General features: G+C 59.2%; 17 protein-coding genes and 1 pseudogene. 7 read left to right on the top strand and 11 right to left on the bottom strand.

Annotated elements, in window-relative coordinates; genetic code table 11:
* Positions 1-13: 13 nt before the first annotated feature.
* The 7 genes from CJ028_RS10085 to CJ028_RS10115 all read right to left on the bottom strand — a co-directional run bounded on the left by CJ028_RS10085 (position 14) and on the right by CJ028_RS10115 (position 7746).
* Positions 14-982 carry an NAD-dependent epimerase/dehydratase family protein gene (locus CJ028_RS10085; protein WP_105035109.1) on the bottom strand — a complete coding sequence of 323 codons (969 nt, stop codon included), beginning with the start codon at positions 980-982 and terminating at the stop codon, positions 14-16.
* Positions 979-1974, bottom strand: a complete 996-nt coding sequence (locus CJ028_RS10090) for a glycosyltransferase (protein WP_105035110.1) — start codon at positions 1972-1974, stop codon at positions 979-981. Before CJ028_RS10090 ends, CJ028_RS10085 begins: the two co-directional genes overlap by 4 nt.
* Before the next feature lie 96 nt (positions 1975-2070).
* The gene (locus CJ028_RS10095; RefSeq protein ID WP_105035111.1) at positions 2071-4362 is read right to left on the bottom strand and encodes a hypothetical protein; all 2292 of its coding nucleotides are present in this window, start codon (positions 4360-4362) and stop codon (positions 2071-2073) included.
* Complete coding sequence (locus CJ028_RS10100) at positions 4362-5198, bottom strand: glycosyltransferase family 2 protein (protein WP_105035112.1); 837 nt, start codon at positions 5196-5198, stop codon at positions 4362-4364. Before CJ028_RS10100 ends, CJ028_RS10095 begins: the two co-directional genes overlap by 1 nt.
* Positions 5195-5647 (bottom strand): GtrA family protein, encoded by a 453-nt coding sequence (locus tag CJ028_RS10105; RefSeq protein WP_105035155.1) that lies wholly within the window; start codon positions 5645-5647, stop codon positions 5195-5197. The genes CJ028_RS10100 and CJ028_RS10105 overlap by 4 nt, the downstream gene beginning before the upstream one ends.
* A 105-nt stretch (positions 5648-5752) precedes the next feature.
* The gene (locus tag CJ028_RS10110; RefSeq protein WP_105035113.1) at positions 5753-6610 is read right to left on the bottom strand and encodes a glycosyltransferase family 2 protein; all 858 of its coding nucleotides are present in this window, start codon (positions 6608-6610) and stop codon (positions 5753-5755) included.
* Complete coding sequence (locus CJ028_RS10115; RefSeq protein WP_167395136.1) at positions 6607-7746, bottom strand: glycosyltransferase family 4 protein; 1140 nt, start codon at positions 7744-7746, stop codon at positions 6607-6609. The genes CJ028_RS10110 and CJ028_RS10115 overlap by 4 nt, the downstream gene beginning before the upstream one ends.
* A gap of 171 nt (positions 7747-7917) precedes the next feature.
* Here CJ028_RS10115 and CJ028_RS21200 point away from each other — a divergent pair, with 171 nt between their 5' ends.
* From CJ028_RS21200 to CJ028_RS10135, 4 genes are all read left to right on the top strand, one after another.
* Complete coding sequence (locus tag CJ028_RS21200) at positions 7918-10254, top strand: LasA N-terminal domain-containing protein (protein WP_205683995.1); 2337 nt, start codon at positions 7918-7920, stop codon at positions 10252-10254.
* An 86-nt stretch (positions 10255-10340) separates the two neighbouring features.
* Complete coding sequence (locus CJ028_RS10125; protein ID WP_105035114.1) at positions 10341-12149, top strand: hypothetical protein; 1809 nt, start codon at positions 10341-10343, stop codon at positions 12147-12149.
* Positions 12150-12922: 773 nt separating this feature from the next.
* On the top strand, positions 12923-14059 hold the full coding sequence (locus CJ028_RS10130) for a glycosyltransferase family 4 protein (RefSeq protein ID WP_161498953.1): 1137 nt from the start codon (positions 12923-12925) through the stop codon (positions 14057-14059).
* Positions 14052-15533, top strand: coding sequence for a glycosyltransferase family 4 protein (locus CJ028_RS10135; RefSeq protein WP_161498954.1), 1482 nt, complete (start codon positions 14052-14054; stop codon positions 15531-15533). Before CJ028_RS10130 ends, CJ028_RS10135 begins: the two co-directional genes overlap by 8 nt.
* Here the strand turns inward: CJ028_RS10135 and CJ028_RS10140 are convergent.
* Positions 15530-16744, bottom strand: coding sequence for a glycosyltransferase family 2 protein (locus CJ028_RS10140; RefSeq protein WP_105035117.1), 1215 nt, complete (start codon positions 16742-16744; stop codon positions 15530-15532). The two genes, CJ028_RS10135 and CJ028_RS10140, sit on opposite strands and share 4 nt — an antisense overlap.
* A 146-nt stretch (positions 16745-16890) precedes the next feature.
* Here CJ028_RS10140 and CJ028_RS10145 point away from each other — a divergent pair, with 146 nt between their 5' ends.
* The 3 genes and pseudogenes from CJ028_RS10145 (at position 16891) to CJ028_RS10155 (ending at position 19223) form a co-directional block, all read left to right on the top strand.
* Positions 16891-17823, top strand: coding sequence for an ABC transporter permease (locus tag CJ028_RS10145; protein WP_105035118.1), 933 nt, complete (start codon positions 16891-16893; stop codon positions 17821-17823).
* A gap of 2 nt (positions 17824-17825) precedes the next feature.
* Positions 17826-18563: pseudogene (locus CJ028_RS10150) on the top strand (ABC transporter ATP-binding protein); the annotation flags it as partial.
* 243 nt (positions 18564-18806) lie between these two features.
* Entirely contained in the window at positions 18807-19223 is a 417-nt protein-coding gene (locus tag CJ028_RS10155) for a hypothetical protein (protein ID WP_105035120.1), read from the top strand.
* A 455-nt stretch (positions 19224-19678) separates the two neighbouring features.
* On the opposite strand, the gene CJ028_RS10160 is transcribed toward CJ028_RS10155, so the two are convergent.
* From CJ028_RS10160 to CJ028_RS10170, 3 genes are all read right to left on the bottom strand, one after another.
* Positions 19679-20962 (bottom strand): O-antigen ligase family protein, encoded by a 1284-nt coding sequence (locus CJ028_RS10160; protein ID WP_105035121.1) that lies wholly within the window; start codon positions 20960-20962, stop codon positions 19679-19681.
* A 22-nt stretch (positions 20963-20984) separates the two neighbouring features.
* Positions 20985-22475 (bottom strand): O-antigen ligase family protein, encoded by a 1491-nt coding sequence (locus CJ028_RS10165; protein ID WP_105035122.1) that lies wholly within the window; start codon positions 22473-22475, stop codon positions 20985-20987.
* A 107-nt stretch (positions 22476-22582) separates the two neighbouring features.
* Positions 22583-23020 (bottom strand): SRPBCC family protein, encoded by a 438-nt coding sequence (locus tag CJ028_RS10170; RefSeq protein WP_105035123.1) that lies wholly within the window; start codon positions 23018-23020, stop codon positions 22583-22585.
* Between the last annotated feature and the right edge of the window lie 17 nt (positions 23021-23037).

Raw genomic sequence — 23037 nt, forward strand, 5'->3', positions numbered from 1 at the left:
TGCGAGTGAAAAGTCAGCTACCGATTTGCAATCGCAGAATAATATCCTGCATGGTGTTGCGGATACCAACGGGAAGTGGCGTTAGATTTCGCTGATCGAGATCGGTCCAGACGACGGACTTCAGCCTCAGGTCGACCGCCTGAAGTGCTCCAGCTGCCGAGTATCCCAGCATGACATGAGGATGATTCTTGGAGATCGAACGAAACAATCCCAGTAGGGTGCTGATTGTCACGGATTGCCCTGAAACCAGATTTTTCATCGTGTGAACAGTCTCTCCGGCATCGCTCAGGAGGAGCGTCCGCTCAAGTCCATCCAGAATTAACTCAGCGCAATCGCGAACGTAAATGTAATCGCGGGACGTCTCTAGGGGCACGAAGATCGACGCGGGCTGGGTGCCAAATTGTGCTTTGGCAATGTGCGAGATGAGTCCTTGCATTTTTGTGAGGCGCTGGCCAGGACCGTAGATGTTCGAGATTCGACCCGCCAGGGTCGAAATGTGTGCGGGAGAGAGCGCGCCGATCATCGCCTCCTCTGCGTCGAGTTTGAACTGCCCGTAACCGGAAAGCGGATGTGGCTCGGTCAGCTCGGAGAAGGGAGGCTCGGGCGAGCCGGCATAGATACCTCCGGCAGAGGAAGCATAGAAGAAAGCTCCCGATTGTGGGCCAACGGCTGACGCAACGGTCGAAGCAATAGTGCTCAGGATGAGGCGGAATTGTTCCAGTTCGCGTTCAATCTGTTCTGCACTACTGGACGTCACTACGGCACCTGCAGCCCACACGATCGCCCACCGGGATTGGGAGGTCCGGGACTGGTCAAGAAGTTGGTACGTTGCTCGGTTCACGGCGGCAACCATGTGTGCGTTGTCCGTCCACGGAAGCGATGGCACGTCGAGAAGTGCCCACCCCGGACGGTCCTCGACGGCCGAGACAATTGCGCTGCCCAGTAGACCCCGTGAACCAATAACCCAGACCAGAGGGGTCATTGGCGACCTTGGGCCGCGCGGCCCATCGGACCGTTTTTCGGGTCAGACGTAATGAGGTACGGCGGCTTGCCCATCGCCATATTGACATTGACACCGATGTACTCGGCGATGATGCCCAGCGAGAATAGGACCGCCCCAGACGTGAGCAGTTGAACAACAATCATCGATGCCCAACCCTGAGTATCAACGCCGCCCGTGATGCGTGCTATGAGGATAACGATCGCTACGACGATTCCTATCGCGGCAAACAGGACGCCAAGCACGCTGACCAGCCTGAGGCCGCGCGTGCCACTGGATATGATCATTCTCAAGAAATGCGAGAACAAACGACGTGCGGAGTACCCGGACCGACGGTCACCTTCATCTCGCAGGGTAACGGGCGAGGTCACGACCTTCGTCGCAACCCAGCTCATTGCAACGTCCAGGTACACACCGGACCCTGAGTAGGCGGCAATGCTGCGGCCGATAGTCCCAAGCATGAGACGGTAACTTTGGTAGTCGGCAGCATTGGCACTCCCGAAGAATCGCGTCAAGATCCACTTGGCTCCCTTGGAAGCAGCATTTCGCACAACTCCGTGTGGCGCCGGATTCAGCGGCTTGGCGTAAACGACATCGGCTTGCTCACGCAGGGCGGTATCCAGGAGCCCGCCAATCTCCAGGGGATTGTGCTGGCCGTCCTCGTCAAGAGTTACGATCCATTCGCTTCCACTTGAGGCCATGCCCGCGAGCGTCGCTGCGTGCTGGCCGTAATTCTTGCTCAACCAGATTGCGCGCACGAAATCGTACTTCGCAGCCAACTCGCGCATGACACGGTCAGACTGGTCTGGTCCGTGATCGTGTACGAGGATCACCTCGCTGACTACGAAATGATGTCCGTCAGCGGAGGCAGTTTCGACCGTCAGTGGCGTGATTTCCGCGACGATTTCCGCGAGGGTCTTCTCGCCTTGATAGACCGGTACAACGATTGAGACTGTGTGCGGTTTAGTGTCCACGCTTGGTTTTCCTATCCGCTATTACGACTGATCTCGTCGCAGCATCCGTTTGAAGTTCAGGCGTCTTGGGTAAGGGGATTGCTCTCAGCGGCCAGGTCATTGTTCGGCTCCCGAACTGCTGAGCGCGCCGAGAAACTGGACTACCTCATCGGGCACGAGACGCAGGTGCGACACCGTTATTGGTCCGGTGAGTCCAGAAATGTGAAGGTTCGTCGTGCCAGGAGCTGCGGAAACCGGGAGGCGAACCGTACCCACGCCGTCGTTCAGGGTAACGGGTACCTTGGATCCTTGTCCGTCTACCCACACTTTGAGGTTCGCTTCGGGGTCAGCGGTGATAGTGAGCTGGGCTTCAAGTGAGACGGAATCAGTCGTGGTATTCGTGAGGCGAATTTTCGCATTGGAGAGGGCAGTTCCCCACTCGGGAAGGCCATCGGCACTGGACAGCGCCTCGAAGTCAGGTTCGAAGTATCCCGTAACGGGTTGGGTAATGACGCGAGTGATGGATTCAAGCTCAGTTGGAGAACTCGATTCGCTGATTGTTGTCGCCAGATCCCGCAAATTAAAGAACGTAAACCGCTCGGACTCGCTCACCAGAGGCGCGTGGCCAAGGAGAGACGTCAATCCTGCTTCGAGGCGTGCAGCGTGATCCGGCAGCGCATTCCTGTCCACCATTATTCCAGCAAAGCCTGAGGCCGCGGCCAGAATAGCGACGTCCTCGGGAGGGTACTGCTCAAGAGCCAGGGGGTAGTCAGATCTCGGCCGTCCCTTAATGCCGCCAGCGGACCAGGAGATGTTCTCGGAGAGAAGGTAGGGGATCAACCCTTCCGAGCCGAGAACGCCTGTGACCGAAGAACTTTCGGGGAATGGAACATAGGGCAACTGCAAAATTGCGGATCCGGAGGGGACACCCTTAAGCGCGGTGTCAATCCACACTGTGTCCGCATCGAAGGCTTTCGCTGCGGCTATTCGACCGGCCGTAACATCGCTCGGAGTCTGATCGACGAAGGCCACCACGAGCAGAAGGCAGGCCATCCCTGCAGCGACAACGGCGCGAAGCGACACCCGCCAATTGAATCTGGTGGCGACTCTCGCGATCAACCCATCCAGCACGAGACCGACAATACCGAGCGCCAGGATCAACATGACAATTGACATCCGGTTCCACCCACGGAGGCTGCTGGTGAAAAATGAGATCACCGTCGAAAGGCCACCGACCGTGGCGAAGAGAAAGGCTACGAACAGGAGCCCGCCGAGGTCACCAACTCGGTCGAGTAATAGCTGCTGATGTTCACCGCGCCCGGCCTTGGCCTCACGACGTGTTCGCCGCCGGGCGATTGCGAAATAGGCAATCGTCAGGAATCCGATCACGAGGCCCAGGGCACCGAGTGCTCCCAGCGCTGGTCGCTCGGACAGTAGCGGGTAGTAATTGTCGTAGAGTTCCCGAAAATGTTTAAGTATGGGAATGCGGTGGCCAGACCACGGCATGATGAGTTGGGTCAGCTTCAGAGCATAGATTTCAGCCTCAGGGGCAGAACGAGCGAGCCCCGCAGCATTCGCACCGTTGAATATGCCGTACAGAATGTCCGGCAGCATGTTGAGAAACATGACGCCGGCCGTGAACGCACCCAATCCCGCAGCTCCCCAGAAGCGCGCCCAGGAACCGTCACGAATGAGGACTGCAATACCGGCGAAGGCGAGGAGAACCAGAAAAAAGATCCCATAATATGACCCAGATGACGCAAGAAGCGTGGTGAAGAGGAGGCTGCGGCTGGTCGGACTGAAGATCACAGCCAACCATTTGTTGTGCGACCGGCCGCGACCCCACAGACGCGCGCCTGAAAGCAAAATCACCAACAAACCGGCGCCGAGCGGTACCGCGTAGTAGGAGGCAAGCCACAGATGCCCCTCGCCGCGCATGAAGTGGTACGGCGCCACGGCAAACGCTGTGGCGAGAGCTACGGTCAGGGCTCTGGACACGCCGACGGTGCGGAGGAACCAGACGGCACCGAGCGCAGCCAAGGGGAAACCGATGATGTAGTAGACGTTCAACGCAACGGGCCATTGATCGGTGAACAGCCCAATGACGTTGGCAACGACCAGGTGGAGGTTGTCGGCCGTGGGGAAATCGTTGTATGTCTGGCCGTACGGAGCGCCGAGCAGGCCCTGATACTCGTACCAGCCGGTTTGCAATACCGTCTTGAAATGCGCGCCCGTAGCTAGAGCATCACCGTTGTATTCGAACGGCGCATCCAGGCGTGTGCCCTTGAGATCAATGGCCAACCAGGTGACGATCGATGAAACAACCGCGGTGACGAAATACAGGAAAGCGTCTGTGTGTGTCCACAGTCGTTGCAGAGTGCCCGTGCGTTCAGCGACCTCGTTCGCCATCAAATGGCTCGGTTCATTCGTCGACGCAGCAGTATGTAGGCAAGTCGCCTCGCAAAGGACATGGCATAAGCACGAGCATTGCCGAGGAGGACATCGCCGCGATTAACGACGTTGGGATGATCGAGCTTCAGCCAACGGTGAAAATCACTCGCTTGTTGAGCCTGCTGACCGGCGAGGCGCACACTCCACTGGGAATCGCTTATTCTGAATCCGGCCAGCACCTCTGGCACGGCGACGAAGTTGCCTTCCAAAAGAACTCGAACATAGGTGGCCTCGTCAATGAGGTACGGAAAGCGCGAATCCCACCAGCCAACTCGTTCAAGTACGTCCCGGCGGATTAGGACGCAGGCGGGCTCGCCAAAGATATTGGTTCCGGATCGCACTGTTGCCCGTGCGGCTCGTACACCGGCCATCTGTCCGCGGAGGCCGGCCAGGCCGCGGCGGGCAATTACGGGCTGGCTGCGTGCATCCACGATTGATCGCGGCGAGGCGACCAGGACAACGTTGGAGGCTGACTGCATCGCTGCAACCTGTTTGGCCAGGATATCGGGGTGGATGAGATCGTCGCCGCAGACAAGCTTGAGGTAGGTTCCGGTCGCGGCTTGGCTAACACGGTTCCAATTTCGCAGTGCACCTCCACCGGCTTCCGTGTCCAGGATGACCAGGCGCGGTTCGTGCCGGAACTTCTCTATGACGGCTTTTGTCGAGTCTGTGGAGGAGTGGTCAGAAACGATGACTTCGAAATCTTCGAACGTCTGCGCAAAAACCGAAGTGAGGGTTTCCTCAAGGTACTCGGCATTGTTGTAGGCGGGGATAACGACGGAAACCGTGGTCACTCGGAGCTCATTTCTGGTACGTCTGACTGCGGCGTTCTGGGGCGCCGAAAGGAAAAATTGCGGTGGCCGACGAAGCTGACCATTGTGGTGACAAAGACGATTAGTGCTTGAGCGACAATCGGTTCAAGTCCGAACAGTTCGACCAAGATTGGGAGAAGTATTGCGTTGATGCCGAGCGCGACCAGATACACCATCTCGAATCGCGCGAGGTCGCGCCAGACATGCCCTCGTACACGGAACACGAAGCGCCGGTAGAGGACGAATGCGCAGAGCACGCTCGCGACGTGAGCACAGCCGAGAGCGGCCATGTAGCCGAAAGCGCTTCCCACCGTGAGTTGAAAGATCGCAAACCAGGCAAAGCCAACGATGGTGTTCACGGCTCCGACAAGCAGGAACGCGACTCGATAGTCTTTGACGACTCGTAGTAAAAAGCCGGGCGCGCCCTGCATGCCCGCGGGGGGCTCTGGAAGCTCGTCGGCGGGCAGTGTCGAATTCATATCCTCGAGAGTTTCCTGGATGATCGGGCACCGATGAGGACCAGTGCCCTCTGGAGTCTACATTCCATTGCGTTGCCTGCCGCCGATGACGCGTGCGCGGAGGTACAGCGCGGCTTTCAGAATCATACGGAGCGGCCAGAGGTGCCAACCGGAATAGCGGTTCTCTAAATAGAGATAGGCGCTGTTGTGATGCGCACGAACCATGCGTGTTCGCGCCTGCTCCGTTGAATGAGCCCCGGTATGAACGACGGTCGCGGACGGTACGAAGATATTCTCACGCCCGGTTAGTGCGATGCGCCGGCCCAGGTCGACGTCCTCAAAGTACATGAAGAACCGCTCGTCGAAACCGTTTAAAGTGTCGAAAACTTCGCGAGAAAGCAGCAAACACGCCCCGGATAGCCAACCGGTGGCACGTTCGAGCTGGTAGCTGGATGCGTCATCGAGATACCGTTGCGACCAGGGATTTCCGGCCCAGGTTTTATGGAGAAGAGCGTGGCCAATGCCGGTGCGAAGCGAGGGTTGCCGACGTGCCGACGGATAAACCTCGCCGTTAGCACCGACGATTCGCGGACCAAAAGCCGCACCAGTCGGGATCAGTCGAGCTGAGGCAAGGAGGCGATCGATGCTGTCTGGCTCAAAAGTCACGTCAGGATTGACCACGACAATCCACTCGATGTCGTGGTTCAGCGTGCTCGTCACCGCATTGATCGCGGCACCATAGCCGACGTTTTCGCTCATCTCGTGCAAGAGCACGGAGGGATATCCTACCAAGACAGGCTGAAGATTCACATCACTACCGAGGCTGTTGTCCGCAATGTGGATCTCATAGGGCTGCGATACGGCAGCCGGAACGGAGTTGAGAAGGTTGGAGATGATTCCGGACGACCTGAAGGTCACGGTGATAACAGCGATCATCCCTGCACCACCGTTGATTCATGCCCGACATATGCTGCGAGGTGTATCCGGGCGCTGCGAACCCAAGTAAAGCCGAGTGAGCGGTGCAGCGCCTCGTCGCGCAATGATGCTGAGTCTTCGGGATGTTCAATCACGCGTACGATAGCGGCCGCTATCGAAACATCGTCGATCTCCGTATAGACAACGGCATCCCCTCCCACCTCGGGCAGAGCTAGCCGACGTGTGGTGATCACCAACGCACCACTCGCCATTGCTTCCAGTACGGGCAACCCGAAACCTTCACCGAGGCTTGGATAGACGACGGCGAGCGCCCCATGGAGAAAGGACGGGAGCGCGTCGATCGGGAGGTAACCGGGCTGGATTATCCGCACCGTGCCCTGTGCTGCGATGACCTCCGCGGCTATCGCTGTGTCCCAACCGGCTCCGCCGGCGAGAACCAATACAGGAGCTGGATGTCTAGTAGCAACTAGAGCCATTGCCCGGATGAGTGCCGGAATGTTCTTGCGTGGTTCCAGGGTTCCGAGGAAAGCAATGTACGGTTCGTCCCCGAGCCCGATACTGGCGCGAGCGGTGGAACGCTCGGCCGCAGAGGGTGTGTGAAAAATCGACGTATCCACGCCGTGGTGAGCGACCAAGACCTGAGCAGGAAAGCCCGGTATGTAGTGGGAAAGCTCGCGCGCAGTAGCCGCACTGGGCACGACGACGGCGTCCGCGCTATTAACAGCCCGCTTGGTCCAGAACCGAAAGAAAGCACCCTTCAGCCGGGAATGAACCTGCGGGTCGCTGAAGAAAGTGGCGTCGTGAATTGTGACAACTCGGCGGAACGAGCCAACGAGCGGCATCGTGTAATGCGGAGAGTGCACGACGGTCGCACCGATCCGACGTGCAAGAAGCGGTAAGCCACTCTGCTCCCAGAGGAACCGCGCCGCACGGGATTGACACGCGCGTGGCAACTCCACGAGCGCGAATCCGGGGAAAGATTCCCGGAAGAACGCAGCATCTCGACTCTGACAGACAATGGTCACGCGCGCACCCGTTGCGGTCAAACCACCAAGCAGGCCCTCGACGTAGCGTCCCACTCCGCCTCGTGCCTCCGGGAGCGCGGTGGCATCGAACAGAATACTTTCTTCAGGCACGTGTATTTTCCTCTAGACGACAGCCGGGACCGTCCTAGTCTAATTGTGTACCTTCGAGCGAGTTACTTAAGCGCCGAACGAGCGGGGATTACTTCAGCTTGCCCCTTCCCTATGTGATAATAAGCTCGCAGATCTTTGATTTTCGAAGTAGACGCGGAAACGAGTAAATCAATGCCTCTCCACACCGACGGTAGTGCCAGAAAGCCGCGGCGGGGCCACCTGCAACGCCTAGTTGCAATCGTAATCACGCTTGTGACGGCTGCGAGTCTGCTGGTCGCGCTCACTCCGCCTGCGCCGGCCGAAGCGCTCGATGGATCAGGTTTCAACGCCGGAAACATTATTAGCGACGGAGTCTTCTACGACCAAGGTTCGATGTCTGAATCCCAGATACAGGGATTCTTGAATTCTCAGGTGCCAGTGTGCCGTTCCGGGTACACCTGTTTGAAGAATTACTCCGAAGTAACTACCTCGCACCCGGCCGACAGCCGGTGCGGCGCCTATCAGGGTGCGCGACAGAGCGGCGCTGCGATTATCTACGCCGTCAGCCAAGCCTGCGGCATAAATCCGCAAGTTCTCCTCGTTCTTCTCGAGAAGGAACAGGGCCTCGTGACTGATTCCTGGCCCACGGACCGCCAATATCGCAGCGCAACGGGTTATGGCTGCCCTGACACCGCCGATTGCGATGCTGCGTACTACGGCTTCTACAACCAGGTCTACAACGCTGCCCATCAGTACAAGAACTACCAAGCCAACCCAAATAACTGGTCCTACCGTGCTGGTCGCGCGAACACGATCCAGTGGCATCCTAATGCTGCATGCGGTACGTCGAGCGTCTACATCGAAAATCAGGCAACGGCTGCTCTCTATATCTATACGCCCTACCGGCCAAACGCAGCGGCCCTCGGCAATCTGTACGGCTTGGGCGATTCGTGCTCGTCCTATGGGAATCGCAACTTCTGGCGGATATTCACATCTTGGTTCGGAAGTACTCAGGCAAGCGGTGACCTCGTGAAGAGTGCCGACTCTCCGAGCATTTTTCTCATCGTGGGATCGACCAAACATCACGTGCCTTCGCAGGCAGTGCTCGAAAGTTTGCGTCCGCTGTATCCCTATCGAACCGTAGCTGCCTCGTACTTGAATGCCTTGCCAACAGGAAACACCGTTGGCGCACTGTTCCGCGACCCGGGCACGGGGGATATTTTTCTCTTCGAAAACGGGGTTAAGCACCGCTTCGCCACCTGCGAACTGGTGTCTCTGCTCGGAATGAGCTGTGGAAATACCGTTGATCTCTTGCCGTCGCAGCTAGCCAAGTTCCCCACGGGTGGCGAAGTGGCGCCGTTCGTGAAATCAGCCTCAAACCCGACGGTTTACTATCTCGATTCGGGAAAGAAACGGTCGATTTCGACGTGGTCGATAGTCGCCGCACTCTACGGGCAGCAGGCCCCGTTCATCTATACCGCCTCCGATGCCCTCATGAACTCCTACCCAGCGGGCCCAGCCCTTTTGGCTCCCGGAACTCTCGTCAAGGGTGCGTCAACTCCAGATATCTACATGATCGACGGAACAGGCGCAAAAATTCCGGTGTCCTCGTTTGATACGGCCGCTGATCTCGGAATAAATGGCTGGAGTACGCAATCTGAAGAATTAATAGCCGCGTATCCAACAGCGTCACAGCCGCTGACCAACGTGATTCAGTGCGGGGAACGTCGCTACATTGGCGGGAGTGGTCGACTGACTGCCCTGACATCGAATGAAGTTGCGGCGCTTCCTGTCACCGCAGTGAGTCCGATCACGTGCGATGCGCTCCCAAAGACCGGCCAGACGGTTGACGGGTTGCTGTTTGTAACGACTGTTTCCGACGCGACGGTTTATCTAATCGATGGGGGTAAGTCTCGAGGGATCGACAGTTGGTCTACCGTGGCCGCTCTCAATGGCAACCGCGGACCGACCATCGTGAAGATCAGCCGTTTTGCATTCAACTCCCTACCGCGCGGTGCCGAAATGTTGGCTCCCGGCACTCTCGTGAAGGCAGCAAGCAATCCGTCAGTGTTCCTCGTAGACGGACTCGCGCGAAAAGTGGCCGTGGACTCATTTGGAATCACGAGTGAACTCGGCATCGCTGGATACACAACGCCATCAGACGCACGGTTGGCGACCTATGCCACCGATACCACGCCATTGAAGATCGTGGTCAAATGTGGCGATGCCTTCTACATTGGAGGTCACGGCAAACTGTGGAAGCTATCGTCACCAGACGGATTCGGTCTGGCCGCTACCACGCTCAGCACCATCACCTGTGATGTCATACCGCACTCGCCGATCATAGTTGCGGGCAATTTCTTCGTGAAGGATCCTGCCGGTTCTACGGTGTATCAGCTGTCCGGTGGTCAGAAGCGGCCCGTCGAATCTTGGGGACGGCTGATTGCGTTGAGCGGGAGTACTGAACCAACGATCGTGACGGTTAGTGGTGGTCCTTTGGCGACCATTCCGACGGGTCCATCCGCATAGTGCAGTTTCTGCACGGTACGAATCGTCGAAACGCTCCACGGAGCCTACAGAAAGTGAACATGTCAGCTACTAAAAGGCACAACCGTGTGCTCATTTCCGCCTCGATCCTTATCGCGGTTATCGTCCATGTAGCTTTGCAGTGGGGGGCACTGTTCGCTCGATCTGATTTCTCGTTTAGTTCTTTCCGCGCCTACTTTGCTGGCGATCAACTTTCCTATATGTCCATGGTAGTTAATGCCTCGCAGGGTGAGCTCGCAAATGTCGAGCCGTTTACGCAGACCGGCACGAATAGCTACCCGCATCTGTACTACTATTTTCTAGGCACGGTGTCGCGGATTGTCGGCATTAGCCCGCTTCAGGCATGGGCCGTCGGTGGGCTGATATCGCAGATGATTCTTGTGGCGGTGCTTGCCACCGCACTCGTGCTGCTCAGCCGCCGGTGGTGGGCTGCGCTGCTTGCGCCAATCCCGTTTATTCTTGGGACATTTTCTGTTTTTCTGTCTGACAGTTGGTTCACTGCGATGGACTCCCACGCGGTACTGTGGGGTCCCTTCGGCGTGCTCTTTACACTCAACGGCGAATCGGTCGGACTCTGCATGGGGGCGGCGGCCATGCTTCTGATCCTCATTGCCTTCCTCCGGGTGCGCCGGCCTTGGGCTCGGATCCTTCTGGTCTGCATTGCGAGCCTGACGGTCGGCCTCTTGGCCAACGTTCAGACCTACGCGTTCTTGACCGTGGTCTACCTTCTGTCTTACGTCGTGGCGGCGTATGTCATAGTCACAGCGCGCCGTCCACGTCTCCTTGCGGGAATATCGCTGGTCTTGGTAGCGGGGCTGTTTGTCGTTGGTCCTCTCATTGCTGCGGAGGCCGGACCACTCGTCACTTTGGTAATGGGGCTGATTCCGACAGTGCCAGGCTGGATCGCGCTAATCACGAGGTCCAGAGGCTTGGTGGCTGGGTTCATCCTGTTAGCAGGGCTCGCAGCAATACCCCAGCTGCTGGGTACGGCCCAGGGCATTCTCGGTGATGATCCATTCCTGACCTACCGCGTAGCGTCCAGTAAGAACTTGGGAGTCGATTGGCGTGGCATCGTCGGATCACTCGGTCTTTCAATTCCTTTACTCGCGACGCTCGCCGCTGGCCTTCATCGGAAGAATATGCTGTGGATCGCTTATCCGGTGGGCGCGCTGGCGGCGTGGATTCTCGGAGCAACGAACGACGTGTGGGGAGCAAATCAGGAACCGTATCGGTTCTGGCTCGATCTGTTCGTCCTCATTTCCATCTCCGCACTGCCGATCTTCGTCTTGGCAGCTCTCAGCTACTTCCATCCCCGACCGGAGAGGCCGATATCGGAGTCGGAGTCGGAGTCTGACTTGGCTCCTGGCGCCCGGAGCAAGACGACCCTCGTTGCGACATGGGTTCTCGCTCTCTGCGTTTCGGCGGCGGCAGTGTCCGCCGTGGACTTCGCCCGGTTCACCATAGACACCACTTACCACTCGCTCTGGAGCTACGACACTCCCCGGGACAATGCCGTTGGCCAACTTGGAAAAGAGGCCGTCGCGGAGCAAACGGGTGGTCTCATCGTCGTAGACCCGTGCGTGGACGTACTCGCAATGAAGATCACGTCCGGTGCCCCGGTCGCGGATTACAACGTCGGTATGGCTTGGCCAGCCGATCACGAAGCAGTGCATACCGTTATGGTCGAGCGTGGGGAAAATATACTCTCCATTGAGCACGCGCACGCTGCAGGAGTGGAATGGGTCATTTCGGACACAGCCTGTGCGGTGGACTGGGCGGCAACCTACGCGGATGATCTGAAAGCGGTCAGTTCCGTTGTCTACTATGAAAACGAGGTCGGCGAGCAGGAAAAGATCCAAATGTGGAAAATTCAGTAGTAACCCCTGTTTGATCGGACTGGCGCGACATCCGACCTGACTCTCACCTGTTGAATCGCACATCGGCATTGTAGAACGGACGTTAATACCGTGGAGTATGAACCCATTGAAGAATTGCGGAAACGGTTGGCTGCTGCAGAAGCGGAGCGCGACGAGCTCAGGGCTCGTGTAAATGCCGATCTGAATGACACGGTGACGGACTGGCTCGTATCGGTTGTGGCCTACGCGACGGTTGTACCGGATGTACACAACACCGTCTCCTGGCGCGTCACGCGTCCGCTTCGGCTTGTCCGAACCTTCCAATTGAAAGTCTCTCAGGTTGGACTCCGACCGGCGGTCGGTATTGTTGCATCCCGTGCTCGTCGCCGACTGGCGCGCGGTCGTACACATTGAATTCGCTGCTTCCGCCGGAAGTGCGTTCTCAAAAGACCGCCATGGAATTAGCGCTTTCTCAGCGGCTTGGCGCGATCGCGCCAGATCTCGGGCTGAGTGCGGCGTCACTCAAGAGACTTCAAACAGAGGGGGCAGGACCGCTCCTTTGGGAAATTTGCCGTCTGGTGAAGGCGGACTTGACGAGCGACCGGGTCTGGTTGCTTTTCGTCGGCGTTGCCGGGTTGTTCCCTGAGCCCGACGAGGTCCGGTCCCTGCGACGCCAACTCGAACTCGTAGCGACAGCGCAGGTGCACCGAGTAGTTCTGAGCGCCTGTCGCGACTCAGCGATTCGGTACCGATCGCACCTCACCACTATTCGGGTGGTCCGAGAGCAGGTCTTAGTGGACGTCAATTTTTCTGCTCGTACGGGGCACAATAGCGGCGTCCAGCGTGTCGTCCGTGAAACAGCCCGTCGGTGGAGCGGTGATTTTAAGCCGCAATTCGTGGTCTGGACTGACAATGACCGTTCGTTCCGAGACCTGACGACGGCAGAATCCGATCGTCTTCTCGCCGAGGGACCGATTGTTGACGGTCGACCGAGTACCGCCACAAGGGAAATTATTGTTCCCGTTGATTGCGTTCTGACCATGATCGAGGTTCCTCAGCGCGAGGAGTGTGCGTCACTGAGTGCTTTGGCTGAGTTCTCAGGCAACCAGCTTGCACTCGTTGTTCACGACATGATCCCGGTAGTGAGTGGCGACATGGTGTCATTCGCCGAATCCGACCGGTTCGTGGAATTTCTTGCCGTTGTCAAGCATGCCGATCGCATTTCGGGTGTGAGCGCGTCGGCAGCCTCCGAGTTTCAAGGATTCATCGACTCGCTCTCATCACAGGGTCTGACGGGCCCAGTGGTGACGTCGGTCCCCCTTCCGATCGACACCCCAGGGGCAATTTCTCGTCCGGACGTCAGCGCGAACGAAGATCCGCTAATTCTCTGCGTCGGCAGTGAAGAGCCACGGAAGAATCACCACGCGATCCTCTTTGCTGCCGAAGTGCTCTGGCGTGAGGGACTGCGATTCCGAATGCGATTCATCGGAGGCGGGAGCGCGTCCTTCATCTACGCTTTTGATCGGGACGTGAAAAACCTACGGCGGGCCGGTCACACGATCGAGGTGCTCCGTAATGTCGGCGACGACATCTTGTTGAGCTCCTATGCAGAGGCCTCGTTTTCGGTCTTTCCGTCTCTCCACGAAGGTTTCGGGTTGCCTGTCGGCGAGTCCTTAGCGCTTGGACTGCCTGTGATCACATCCAATTTCGGTAGCACAGCTGAAATCGCGTCAGACGGCGGTTGCCTACTCGTTGACCCACGTGATGATCTTGCGATCGCAAGCGCCATGCGAACGTTACTCACAGACCCGGCGTGCCTGGCCCGACTGCGTTCAGAGGCTTTGGCCCGGCCTCGGCGAACATGGGACGACTTTTCCAGAGAACTGTGGGCCGAGCTCGTCCTCCCTATCCTGGAAAAGAAGAATGAATAACCTCACTGCACGGACAGAGTTGCTCGCAGGAATTCTGCTTTCCGGTGGTAGCACTTCGTTGTCGAAGTCTCAGCTTGAGCAGACGGTCGCTGCTGCCATCGGAACTAGTGCAGAACGGCTGTGGCTCCTCTTCGCGGTGATGACAGCTACGTTGCCCGTGCAGGACGAGGTTGTCTACCTGGTTCGGATGTCTCGCCTCAGAGGGTCGCAGGCGGCGTTTCAGCACGTGCGACGCCTGGCTCGAACGCGCTTTATTGGACGTTTGGGTAACGAGGTACGAATTCTGCAGGAGAAAACAGTCGTTGATGCCCATCACACGGCCCGCTCCGAACTTGCGACAGGCATTCAGAAGGTTGTTCGCAAGACAATCGTGGAGTGGGAAGCCAGCCACACGATCAATCTTGTCGGGTGGGACGCGGACTACACGCGATTACGAATGTTGGACGTCGACGAGCGTGAGAACGCACTCTACGGATCTCGGCCAAACGCGCGACAGGCGCCGCGTCCGACGGTAACGATCCCGTGGAACTGTGACTACATTCTTCCGGAGCTGGCGACGGAACCGGACCGCACTGCTCGTATTCAGGCGCTGGCGCAATTCTCGAACAACAGACTGCACGTCGTTGGACACGACTGCGTTCCACTCACTACAGCGGAAACTGTGGGCCCCGGAATGGGGGGCGCATTTGCCAAGAATCTCAGTGCGGTCGCGCGAGCAACTAGGGTCGCAACGACGTCAACCGCGTCGACAGCCGAGTACCGCGGATGGCGCACCATGCTGGGTAGTATCGGCGTAGTCGGCCCGGAAATTCAGGAGATCATGCTGCCCACTGCAGCAGAATTCGCCGATTCCGATTCCGATTCCGGTTCCGGTTCCGGTTCCGGTTCCGAAGGTACCGATAGGCGTCCGCCACTGTTGCTGTGTGTGGGGAGCCATGAACCGCGAAAGAATCACCTCGCAGTTCTGCATGCCTGTGAGCTCTTGTGGCGAGAGGGGCAAGACTTTGAGTTGCTCTTCGTCGGGGGCAATTCATGGAACAGCGACGGATTCGAGCAGCAACTGGATCAAATGATCGCGTTTGGCCGACCTGTTCGGGTTGCGCGCGGGTTGAGTGACCGCCAACTCTGGCAGGCCTATCGTGAGGCCACGTTGACTCTTTTCCCATCTGTAAACGAGGGATTTGGCCTACCCGTCGCTGAATCTCTCGCGGTGGGTACGCCAGTAGTCACGAGCAACTTCGGCAGCATGAAGGAAATCGCGGATGCCGGCGGTGGGGCATTACTGGTGGACCCCAGAGACGATGCCACCCTGGCCGAGGCCATTCGGGAGTTCCTGACGGATTCCGAGCTTAGAGATCGACTACGGTTGGAGGCCGTTGCACGCACTCAGCGGACCTGGGCGCAATATGCAGACGACCTGTGGCACTATTTCGACCCCCAGGTCGCGTCCAGTTACGCCCCGCGAGTCACTTAGCGCGAACGCTTCTCCGAACGGTGCAGCAGAGCGGCTCCGAGCCTCCATTTGACGAGACCGTATGCCCCTCGGTGCTCGAGCTCGTGCAGGCGAGCGCCTAACTCGCCTGCACGAGTAGCCAGCGGGCGGAGCTCGTCCTCCACGGTCCTTGCGGCATCAGTGGCTTGGTCGAGTTGACTCCGCAGCGATGAGATCTCTGCTTCAGCCGAGTCGAGGGAGGCATTGAGCCATCCGGCGAAATCGTGTGCGATGGTAACCGCGATCTTCAAGGGATTCTCGGTGCTCAACGCGTCATCGGGCACGGATTCAAGATCCGCCAGCGGAATCTGGCACGTGTCTTCGAGGGGGCTGTCGGCGGCGGGAGCTGCTGCCAATACGTGCTTCCATCTTTCAATAAATGCCAGCCCCGCATGGTCCGACGCAAACCGACGAAAGCGCAGGTCGCGATCAGTCGAAGCTCCGGACAGGTGAGTGGCCCTCGCTTTCGGTTCAACGATGACGTCGAACCCAAGGGACTTGAAGCGGAAGGAAAGATCGGCATCTTCAAAATACGCTGGTCGATAGCGCTTGTCATATCCGCCCATAGCAGAGAAGACCTCATGCCTAACCAATACCGCCGCTCCGGAACCATAGTCAATTGACCGTCGTCGCAGAAACGGGATTGCGGTTGACGAAGACGGTGAGAGGCCTGCGCCGAGTTGCACTGTCCCGGCCGTGCCCAACATTCGCGACCCGGCCTCTTGCAGGGTCCCGTCGGGATTAAGCAGAACAGCAGCAACTGCCCCGATGAGTTTTGCATCTGGTGCAAGTGGCGCATCCGCTGCATCCACAAGAGCACGGATCATGTCCAGGTCCGCGACGGCGTCATCGTTGAGAAAGAGCAGAAAACGACCTCGGGCGATGGCCGATCCGCGGTTACATCCGTCGCCAAATCCGGTGTTTACCGGAACGTCGACCAGATGTACTCCGACGATGTCGGTCGCGACTGTTTGGCGTACGTCGGGACTGGCCCCGTTGAGGACCACGATCACTTCGAAAGGCGGTGGATTTCGCGAGTTAGCGACAGACGCAAGTGCTTGTCGCAGGGGACCGGATAGTCGCCACGCTAGGACGACAACACTCACGACAGGGTTGGATTCGGGCTTGAAAACGACCTGCGACACTAGTGGGTGCCCCCAGGTTGGTACGCCAGACAGCGGTGTCTTTTCCATCCAAGTCTTTCAGTTTGAACCACCGTAGTAGGCTAGCATGGGCAATTGTTGCCGTCCGATGTGACTTCACGGTCAAATGCTTGACGTGACAGTACATAACCGATCTCATCCACTGGACATCTCCGTGGATGGTGCGATGGAGATGCATGGGTACCGAAGCACGGAGGCGAGCATCGAGACTCGCTTCACTTCCATTCGAGCGAGCCGGGTCTGCAAACGGCTCAGCCGTATCGGGTTTTGCTTCGGCCGTGCGTGAGGCGTGGAGTCACCGTGAACTCCTCGACTTGTTGATCAGGCGCGAGCTCAAGGCTCGTTACAAAGACAGCTCATTAGGATTTCTCTGGAGCCTGATCCGCCCTCTCGTAATGTTGGCGATCTATTACTTCGCTATTGGGAAGATACTTGGCGCCGAGCGCGGAATTCCTCAGTTCGCTATTTTCGTTTTTAGCGGGTTAACCCTCTGGGGGTTGTTCAGCGAGATCATCTCAGGCGGCACGATGTCTATCCTGAGCAATGCCGGACTTATTAAGAAGGTTTACCTCCCTCGAGAGATATTTCCTCTGGCTTCGACAGGTTCCGCGATGTTCAATTTCGCCGTTCAGCTTGTCGTGCTCATTTTCGCCACAGTGGTTCTCCTGCAAATACCGTGGCAGATAGAGATATTGTATGCGCCATTGGCGATCCTCGTTGTCGCAGTATTTGGAATTGCTTTCAGCCTGTTTCTCTCAGCTGTAAATGTCTATCTTCGCGACGTTCAATACTTAGTTGAGGTGTCGTTGCTCATCGGGTTCTGGATCTCGCCTATCGTCTATTCCTTTGGTTTCGTTGTTGATGCCTTGGGGCGAGCAGGCTTACCGGGGTGGGTTACCGAGATTTACCTCGCCAATCCAATTACGATCGCTATTCTCGCTTTTCAAAAAGCATTTTGGATCGCTGGCAGCACCCCCGAAGCGGGGGCTATTTACCCTGAGCATCTCGGCCTCAGGCTCGTTGTGATGATCATTGTTGGACTTTTGTGCGTGTGGGGCGCCCAGCGCGTTTTCTCGCGTTTGCAAGGCAATTTCGCCCAGGAGATCTAGAAATGTCGACAGTATCTGCAGCGCCTGATGTAATTCACATCAATGACGTGTCCAAGCGCTTTGTTATCCGCAAGGATAAGTCTCTCAAAGAGCGGATCGTGAATTTTCGCCGTTCCAACATGCACAAGGATGATTTCTGGGCCTTGCGCGACGTCTCGATTTCGATAACGGCTGGCACGACCATTGGGTTGCTGGGAGCGAACGGTTCGGGAAAAAGCACTCTCCTGAAGGTGATCGGAGGGATCATCGAGCCGAGCAGTGGATTTGTTGAACGGCGTGGGCGTCTCGCCGCGTTGTTGGAACTGGGCGCGGGGTTTCATCCTGACCTCACGGGGCGCGAGAATGTGTACCTCAATGCGTCTATTCTGGGACTTTCCAAGCAAGAGACTGATGAATATTTTCAGTCGATTGTCGACTTCTCCGAGATCAGTGAGTTCATCGACACCCAGGTAAAGTTCTACTCTTCGGGAATGTACGTGCGTCTCGCCTTCGCGATTGCAGTACACGTTGATCCGGATATTCTGCTCGTCGACGAAGTTCTCGCCGTGGGCGATGAACCATTCCAAGAGAAGTGCATGGCGAAAATCCGAGAATTTCAGCGTGAGGGACGAACCATCGTCTTTGTGTCCCACGCTGCATCGCAGATTGCTGAATTGTGCGATCGCGTGGTCGTTCTGTCGCACGGGAATATCATTTTCGACGGTGAAACAGAACCGGGGATTGCCGCGCTGAGGGACTCCTTCGGAAGTCACTAGCTAATGTGGCCGGTCTGACGCGGATCGAGGCGTTTGCCTCCCGTGCTGAATTGGGCTCCCGTCGTCCCCAGTCGGTACCATCGGTATATGGGGATACAGAGAAAAATGAGTATTTCTGTTCGAATTGGCTCAGTTTTGGTGCTCGCTCTGGCGTTGACTAGTTGCGCCGCAGAGCCGGCCGAGCTGATCGCGAGCGATCCGCCGACGGCGTCGTAGACTTCGCCTTTAGTGACTGAAGCGGCCGGACCTTTCGCGAAGGCGCCGGAGTGCACGACGGCCTTGACAGCCGCGGCTTACACAGATTTCGAAGGCTCCGGGCTGGAATTGCGGGAGTACCAGGGCTGGCGAACGGATATCCAGTTCATGGAAGACGGTGGCGGGATCGCCTGCGCGTGGCAGGGTGATGGGGACGTGGTGGTCATCTTTGGCCAACTCGCTCTGACCGCCGCTGAATGGGAATCTAAGAAGGCGGAACTCCTCACCACTGGCTTTGTAGAAGAGACCGCTCCGGTCGCGGGCTATTTCAACGAACCTGACACTGACCCCAACTACATCGATGGCGGTTTCGCTTACCGCGACGGCACCCTGTTCTACGTGAGCTATCCGGCCTTGACTCAGTCGGTTCCGGAACTCGCAGGTGTCTAATGCACTGTCCGCTGATTGCGACACGGCTGTTGGCGTGTGAGGTGGGTCGCCGAACTGCCCGACCGAGTCGCCGCTGACTCGATCGTGAGTCGCCTCGCCAACGACGCCCGGATCATGAAGCTCGGCCAGATCGACATGCGCCAGCAGCACAACGACCTCCGCTACCACCTCGTCAGAACTTTGCTGCCAAGTGAGTGGACTGGCGCTACCATTAAGCGCTACTCGCCACAGCCCCCGCGCAGGGCAATTGGCTGGCATCGCTCCGACGCAGCAGCTCCCGCGTACTGGCGCAGGTCCCGCGCAGCGCGGCCTGGCCTCGGGCACGCTGGCGGCGGGCACTCCCCGCGAATGAGCGCAAGTCCCGCTCACTGGCGCAGCCCCCGCGTAGCTGGGCCTGTTGACGCACGGCGCTGGCGCGACGTGGCCAAACCAGGGTCCGGGAGCCAGGCCAGACGCTACGGAGCGTCGGGGTGCGGCTTGTGCGGCAGGGCGCTGCGCCAGCTCAGCCCCTGCGCGGCCTTGACCGCACAGATCACGAGCAGCAACCAGCCGAACTCGAACAGAATCGTGCTCTCCGCCGCGCTGGTCACGAGCAGGGTCACCAGAATGAGCGGCGCCCAGACATACGCCAGCGAGCGCTTGTTCGAGGCGAGCAGCCAGGAGCGCACGAAGGCCAGCAGCACGAGGGCGAGAAAAGCGAGAAAGCCGATCAGTCCCACCTGAAAGTACACGTCGAGGTAGGCGTTGAGGCCGGTGGCATGCACGCGTCCGGTGGTGAATTCCAGCCAGCCGTAGGGGGTGATGTCTTGTGGCCAGAATCCGGCCCAGCCCCACCCCTCGAGCGGATGCAGCTCCACCAGTCGCCACATCTCGCTCCAGAGTGAGTAGCGGGCTTCGAATTCGCTGCCGGCGTTGAGGGCGCCGACAATGTTGGTGCGGCCGAGCCAGGCCGCGCCGGCGGCGACGAGAGCCGCTGCCAGGAGGCCGAGCTGCAGCATCCGTCTGCTGGTGACGGGGGTTCGGCGCAACCGGTAGAGGGCGAGCGCGGCGACGGTCACGCAGACGGCGACGATCACGATGACGGGGGAGCGGGTGAGCACGACGCAGATACCGGCGAGCCACATCGAGCCGATGCCGAGCCCGCGCGGAATGGACCGGGCGCGCAGCTCCACGTAGAAGGTGACCGCGGCGATGAGGGCGATGAGGCCGAAGACGTTGCGGGATCCGAAGATGCCCTGGATGGGGCCGAGCCGGTCGATGTCGCCGGCGACGCCGAGAAAGGCGATCGGCAGGTCGAGCAGTAGTCCCGAGAGCACCTCGAGCACGATGGAGAGCCCGAGCAGCACGCGCAACACGTCACCGGTGGCCCGCACGATTTGGAAGGTGTCACGCACGAGCGCTACGTAGATGGCGAGGAACCCCACGGTGACCTGGTAGCTGACGCCGATGATGGTGTCGGAGACGTAGCCGCTCCACAGGCCGGAGAGCGCGCACCAGGCCACGAACACGATGATCGAGATGGGCAGCAGGCCGTGCCACTCCACGATGGGGCGGCGGGCGATGAGCGAGAAGATGGCCAGCACGACGAGGCCGCCGAGAATGCCGATGAGGCCCGGCCAGCCCATGACTGATCTGAGCAGGTGGGTGCTGAAGGCCGTGGCCAGAATGATGAGCGTGAGCGCGGCCGCGAACTTCGGCGACGCGAGAACGCGACGCAGAGTATCGGGCAGGGTGGGCATCCTCTAATTTACCGCGCCGGAGTTAGGGCATTGGTCTTGGCGCGTGCTGCTGCCGTTTGGTGACGACGGCGAGCACGATGAGAATCACCCAGCCGCTCTCGATCAGCAGCCGACTTTCAGCCACGCTCTGCGCGATCAGCGCGGCGAGCAGTAGAAGTGGAAGCAGGGCCGAGACGGCGAACGGTTCGGTGTCTTTCACGCCGAGGCGCGGCCGGTCGACGGCCAGAAACCAGGCCCGCCACAGGGTGGAGAAGACCAGGGCAGCGAACAGAATAACGCCGACAAAGCCGAGCTGCAGCCACACGTCGAGCCAGGCGTTGTGCGCCTGCAGGTAGGTGACGCCCTTGCGCACAGCGAGGTCGTTGAACGGTTCCACCCACGGCACCCAGTAGCTCACCCAGCCCCAGCCGAACACCGGTCGTTCGAGGGCGAGCTGGGTGACGCTGGCCCAAATGTCGAAGCGACCGGTGAGGTCGTCGCTGCGACCGAGCAGGCCAAACAGCTGCCCCGAGAACAGCGCGAGGGCCGCTGCCACCGCCACAACGGATGCCGCCGCCACCACATACAGCGGCCTGCGGTGCTCGTCGTGCAGGGTGCGCGCCCAGAGTGCGAACAGCAGGGCGGCGACGACGGCGACGAGCGAGACGGTGACCGTGGCGGAGCGGGTGAGCAGCAGCATCCCGACGGCCAGAGCGAGCCAGAGCCGGCCGGCGTTGCGCTTGATCGTGTGGGCTCGCAGCTGCACAGTGAAGACGATGATGGCGGTGAGCGCGATGAATCCGAGCAGGTTGCGGTTGGCGACGATGCCCTCGATGGGGCCGCCGGCCAGCAGCAGGCCGCGGCTCCAATAGAAGGCGTTCGGTACTTTTTCGGTGCCATAGTCGACGAAAAATGGGAGGACTTCGTGTTGTAGGACAAGGGCCACGAACAGCTCAAACACGAGGCTGAGTGCGAGCACCCAGTGCAGGGCACCGGCCAGGGTGCGCAGCAGTTCTGGCCAGGTGAGGGTGACGGCCAGGAACAGGGCAGCGAAGGTGGTGACGAGCTGCAGGGAGACGCCCAGAGCGGATGCCCCCGGGTAATACGACCACGCGATGGACAGGGTCACCAGCAGCAGGAACGCGGTGATGGTCTTGGGAAACTTGCGCCAGTTCAGGGGTGGGGCGAGGGCGGCCTGGTAGGTGTGGCCGCGGGCGATGTCGCGGGGCGTGGGGGTGTCATCGAGGGCTGTTTTTGCTGCTGCGGTGCCGACGCGCGCCGAAACTGAGACGGCCGTCGCGTTCGAGGATGTGGTCACGGCCACTTCAGCGGCCACGGCCTGTGCGGCGACTCGGTTGCGGGCGTTGGTGCGCTGGGTGCTGAGACCGATCACGCTGCCGACGATCACGATGAGCGCGATGGTGCCGAATCCCCACCAGCCGCCGAGGTTGCGCCAGAACTGGCCGGCCAGAACGGTGAACCAGACGAAGGTCGCGAAGAGTCGAATGACGAGGCGGCTCTGCACGGTGGGCATGGCTTCAGATTACCGTTCTCCCTTCCCCATCCTTCACGCGAGAGCGGGAAAATTGCTGCTTCGGGGTAGCTGAAGCAACGTTTTTCCCGCTCTCGCGAGACGTGGGGCTACTCGGCGTGGCCCTCGGCCAGGTAGGCGAGGCGGCGCAGGGTCTCGGTGTTGCGGTAGCTGATGGCCAGGTCGCTCAGGGGGGTGGGGACGAGGCGGGCTGGGCCGGCGACGACGTCTTCGGTGATGCGCACTAGGCATCCGTTCTCGCGGGTTTGAATGTCGATCGACACGTGCGCCTCACCGATCGGCCAGCCCCGCGCCTTGAGCATGACGTGACGGGGCGCCTGCCATTCGAGCACGGAGGTGCTGTCGTCGAGCAGGGCTGGCCAGACTCCGACCGAGTGGTGCAGGCGGCTGCCGACGGCGGGCCAGCTGGCATCGACGTCGCGCATGCGGCTCGCGCCGACGACCCAGGTGGGGTAGAGCCATCCGTTTTCGAGCACCGCGAAGACCTGCTCGGGAGTGCAGTCGAACGTTCGGTGGTTCACGGCCATGGGAGCTCCTTATCAGT

The organism is Cryobacterium aureum, from assembly GCF_002954245.1.
Taxonomy (GTDB): domain Bacteria; phylum Actinomycetota; class Actinomycetes; order Actinomycetales; family Microbacteriaceae; genus Cryobacterium; species Cryobacterium aureum.